Annotated in this window: 5 protein-coding genes; all 5 read left to right on the forward strand. The window is 62.1% G+C overall.

Annotated elements, in window-relative coordinates:
- A partial coding sequence (locus EN969_RS17070; protein WP_127419260.1) for an ABC transporter permease subunit occupies positions 1 to 491 on the forward strand: 491 nt, incomplete at its 5' end.
- Positions 488 to 1279 carry an ABC transporter permease gene (locus EN969_RS17075; protein ID WP_063168960.1) on the forward strand — a complete coding sequence of 264 codons (792 nt, stop codon included), beginning with the start codon at positions 488 to 490 and terminating at the stop codon, positions 1277 to 1279. The genes EN969_RS17070 and EN969_RS17075, both read left to right, overlap by 4 nt.
- Before the next feature lie 16 nt (positions 1280 to 1295).
- The gene (locus EN969_RS17080) at positions 1296 to 2360 is read left to right on the forward strand and encodes an ABC transporter ATP-binding protein (RefSeq protein ID WP_013529688.1); all 1065 of its coding nucleotides are present in this window, start codon (positions 1296 to 1298) and stop codon (positions 2358 to 2360) included.
- A 262-nt stretch (positions 2361 to 2622) separates the two neighbouring features.
- Positions 2623 to 4173, forward strand: coding sequence for a sodium:proton antiporter (locus EN969_RS17085; RefSeq protein ID WP_027161381.1), 1551 nt, complete (start codon positions 2623 to 2625; stop codon positions 4171 to 4173).
- 166 nt (positions 4174 to 4339) lie between these two features.
- On the forward strand, positions 4340 to 4846 hold a 507-nt coding region (locus tag EN969_RS17090), incomplete at its 3' end, for an endonuclease/exonuclease/phosphatase family protein (protein ID WP_245467453.1).

Below are 4846 nucleotides of genomic sequence, written 5' to 3' on the forward strand. Positions count from 1 at the left end.
GCCGTGTCGGTATCGTCACGACGCTTCTGCGTGACGTGCTCAACATCAACATTTACGCGATGGGCTTCAATTTTCTCACCACAACGGGCCTGATCGCGGTCTATCTGTTCTTTCAGATTCCCCTGATGGTGGTCATCATCGTGCCAGCCATCGATGGCTTGAAGAAGGAGTGGGGCGAGGCTGCGGCCACGCTCGGTGCCACGCAGGCGCAGTACTGGCGCATGGTTGTCATCCCTGTGATATGGCCGAGTTTTCTCGGTACGGTCATCCTGTTGTTTGCGAACGCCTTCGGCGCCATCGCCACCGCTTATGCGTTTGCCGGTCCGACGCTTAATATCGTTCCGATCAAGCTCTACTCGCAGATGAACGGCGACGTGCTGCACAACCCGCAACTCGCTTATGCCATAGCCTTTGGCATGATCGTCATCACCGGGCTTGCGAATGTCTTCTACATCTGGTTTCGGACTCGGTCCGAAAGGTGGCTCAAATGAAGTCAGGTAAGTTCTGGGCCTGGGTCGTCTTTGTTGTCGGGGCTGCCTATTTCTTTATTCCGTTGATCGCGACGGTCGAGTTCTCGCTGCGCATGCGGCGCGGCGTCCACTCCTTCGACGCCTATCAAGTCGTGCTGGGAGACGCGCGCTTCCAGTCAACTTTCCTTTTTTCAGTCATCGCTGCCCTCTGCACCATTATCCTGGGGGTGCTGATCGTGGTGCCGGCGGCATACTGGATCCGGCTGCGTCTGCCTCAGCTCAGGCCAATCGTCGAATTCATCACCCTTTTGCCGCTGGTCATTCCGGCAATCGTCATCGTCTTCGGCTATATCAGGATGTACGGCTCGAACTCGCCGCTGCCATTCTTGGCAAGCAATTGGGGTGCGAACGCGTTGCTTGTCATTGGCTATACGACGCTGTCTCTGCCTTACATGTATCGGGCCGTTGACACCGGTCTGCGCACCATCGATGTGCGTACGCTGACCGAAGCCGCGCAAATTCTGGGTGCGGGCTGGGGCACCATCATCACCCGCGTCATCCTGCCCAATGTGCTGATCGCGGTGCTGTCCGGCGCATTCCTGACTTTCGCCATCGTCATTGGCGAGTTTACAATGGCCAGCCTGCTCAGCCGTCCGGCTTTCGGCCCGTATCTGCAGAACATCGGCGCCAACCGTGCATACGAGCCCGCAGCCCTTGCAGTGATCGCCTTCGCCATCACCTGGGGCTGCATGTCGCTGATCCAGATCCTGTCCCGCTTCGCGCCGAAATCGGCGAACCGCCCAAATTGATCGAGAGAACCACGCCATGGCCGACCCATTCCTCTCCATCCAGCACGTTCGAAAATCTTTCGGCGCCACCACGGTGGTGGAGGACTTCAATCTCGACGTAGAGCGCGGCGAATTCGTCTCCTTCCTCGGGCCATCCGGCTGCGGCAAGACGACGGTGTTGCGCATGGTTGCCGGTTTCGAGGAGCCGAGCGCGGGCACGATCGTCGTCAGCGGCAAGGACATTACGAGACTGAAGCCCAACCAGCGCAATGTCGGCATGGTGTTCCAGGCCTATGCGCTGTTCCCGAACCTGACCGTGGCGCAGAATATCGGCTTCGGCTTGAAGGTCGCCGGCATGCCGAGGGCGGACATCGATGCCCGCGTCGCCGAGATGCTCGGCATCATCAAGCTGCCGCAGATGGCGGATCGCTATCCCTACCAGCTCTCGGGCGGCCAGCAGCAGCGCATCGCGCTAGCCCGCGCCATCGCGCCGAAGCCAAAGCTGCTGCTGCTCGACGAGCCGCTGTCGGCGCTCGACGCCAAGGTGCGCGTGTCGCTGCGCGAGGAAATCCGGTCGATCCAGAAGAAGCTCGGCATCACCACCATCTTCGTCACGCACGACCAGGAAGAGGCGCTGTCGATCTCGGACCGCATCGCCGTCATGTATGGCGGCAAGGCCGAGCAGGTCGGCACGCCATTCGAGATCTACAACCGGCCGGCAACCAAGTTCGTCGCCAATTTCGTCGGCACGCTGAATGTGCTGGAAGGCACCGTCACCGATGCCGCCGCGGGCACGGTGCGGGTCAATTCCGAACAGGTCTCGCTCAAGGGCAAGCTCAACGGTTCCAAGTCGGGCGACACGCTGTCCCTGGCGCTGCGTCCGGAAGCTATTTCGCTGGGCCGCCAGCCTGGCCGTGACTCCAGCCTATCCGGAGAAATCTCCGAAGTGCATTTCCTCGGATCGGTCATCCGGGTTCGTGTCGGCATCGGCGGCAACACGGTCTCGCTCGACACGTTCAACAGCCCGGCAACGCCGCCCCCCGCAGTTGGTGAGAAGGCCGAGATCTCGTTTTCTTCGAGCGATATGCTCGTGCTGCACTAGGCTGCTGCGCTTGTTTGGAATGAATGGCTGTATCCCGGTTAGCGAAGGGGGAAGGATGCTTCCGCCCGCGTGGCATGGGCTGCAGTGCAGGGAAGTCCGCGTTTAAGCGAGCCCCATATCAGATGATTTCAATGTCGGTGTGGACGGCGATTTGTCAGGAAGCAATTCGAGGTATTTTCTGCCGGCTCGAGCTTGCCGGGCAATCAACAATTTCCAGCCGCTTTGCCGCTGCCAGAATCTCGCTTCCCGGCTATAAGAGGCCATGGTTCTTTTCGAACTGACACTCGTTCTGCTGTTGATCGCCGTTGCGCTGACGGCGCTGTCGCGGCGCGTGCAGGTTCCTTATCCCTCTTTGCTGGCGCTGGCAGGGGTGGCCATCGCCTTCGTGCCTGGCGTGCCGACCATCGAGATCGACCCGGAACTGGCGCTTGCCCTGTTCATCGCGCCGGTGCTGCTCGACGCCGCCTATGACACGTCGCTGCGCGATCTCAACCGCTACAAGGTGCCGCTTGTGCTGCTGGCGCTTGGTGCCGTCCTTTTCACGACAGCGACGGTGGCGCTGGCCGGCTGGGCGATGGCAGGTCTGCCGATTGCCGCGGCTATAGCGCTTGGCGCCATCGTGGCGCCGCCCGATGCGGTTGCGGCATCGGCCGTGCTTGGCCAGTTCAAGGTGCCGCATCGCATCACTGCCATTCTGCAAGGCGAGAGCCTGCTTAACGACGCCACCGCGCTGCTGATTTACCGAATGGCGATTTCTGCGGCAGCAGGCTCCATTCTGCTGAGCAGCGCCGTTCCGATGATCCTGCTGTCCACGCTCGGCAGTCTTGCGGCCGGCTATCTGCTTGGCCGGTTGTCTCTGATGACGCTGGGCCGGATCGAGGACCCGGCGAGCGGCACTGTGGTGCAATTTGCCGGCACGTTCGGGGTCTGGATCCTGGCCGACAGGATCGGACTGTCGGCCATCATCACCATAGTCGTCTATGCCATGACGATCGCCCGCACCGCGCCGCGCCGCATGCCGGCCAGAAACCGCATCAGCTCTTATTCCGTCTGGGAAACGGCGGTCTTCGTGCTCAATGTTCTGGCTTTCGTGCTGATGGGCCTGCAGGCGCGTACGATCGTCGGCCGGCTTGCCGGGCAGGGGCAGACCGATGCGTTCGTCCTGGCCGGGACAGTGCTCGCCATCGTCATCGTCTCACGCTTCGTCTGGGTTCTGGGGTGCGGCGCGATCATCAGGTGGTTTGACCGTTTCGGCGTGGCTGATCGTCAGCGTGACGCTCCGTCGTTTCGTGGCGGCGTGCTGATCGGCTGGTGCGGGATGCGCGGTTTGGTGACGCTTGCGGCGGCATTCGCCCTGCCGGCTGAATTCCCGGCCCGCGACCCGATCGTGCTCGCTGCCTTCACGGTCGTCCTCGGCACGCTGGTGCTGCAAGGCATGAGCCTGAAGCCGCTGCTGCGCCTTTTGAACCTCAACCCTGACGAAACGGTCGACCGCGAGGTTGCGCAGGCGCGTGTTGTGGTCATGCAGGCGGCGCTCGACATATTGAGCGGCAAGACATCGGACGCGGCGGCCGCGGTGCGCGAGCAATATGCCGCTCAACGCAAGATCGCCAAAAACCCCGACGATGCCCAGGCGGCGACCGAATATGACCGCTTGCGTCTTTATGCGATCAAGAGCCAGCGCGACGCGCTGGAGGAATTGCGCCGCAATGGGACGATTGGCGACGAAGCCTATCATCGCCTTGAGGAAGAGATCGACTGGACCGAACTGGCCGCGTCGCCACCCGGCCGGTTCCAGCCGCTGAATACTTGAGGCATCGCACGCCGTTTTCCGGCGCACGGAAGATACCGAAGTGCTTCGGGATCGGTGCATGATCCCGGTCAGGGGCAAGGCTGGTCCAAGCCAGGTCCATTCTCCTGCACATTGCAACCGCGGCATCGAACCGCTACTGCCAACACGAAATTGAGCCGGATAAGCAATGAAGCTGGTCAGCTACAACATCCAGTACGGGTTCGGCAGCGACGGGCGCTACGATCTTTCGCGCGCCGCGCGCATCGTTGCCGGCGCCGACGTCATTGCACTGCAGGAAGTCGAGCGTCACTGGCAACGCAGCAATTTCGACGATCAGCCGGAACTGCTTTCCAGCCTGCTGCCCGACTATCACTGGGTCTATGGCCCGGCCTTCGACATGGACGCCAGCGAGCGGCATGACGGCCGCCTGGTCAACCGGCGCCGCCAGTTCGGCACCATGGTGCTGTCGAAACTGCCGATCGTCTGGTCGCGGCTGCATGCGCTGCCGATGCGCCGCACGCTGCGGCCGCTCAACACCCGCAATGCAGCACTTGAATGCATGATCCGCACGCCGGCAGGGCCGGTGCGGGTGTTGTCGCTGCATCTCGCCCATATCGCGGCCGAGGAGCGGCTGGAGCAGATCGACTATCTCCTGGCCGAGCATCGCCGGGCACCGTCCGACGGCGGGCCGTGG

This window comes from Mesorhizobium sp. M7A.F.Ca.CA.003.01.2.1, assembly GCF_003998945.1.
Taxonomy (GTDB): domain Bacteria; phylum Pseudomonadota; class Alphaproteobacteria; order Rhizobiales; family Rhizobiaceae; genus Mesorhizobium; species Mesorhizobium ciceri.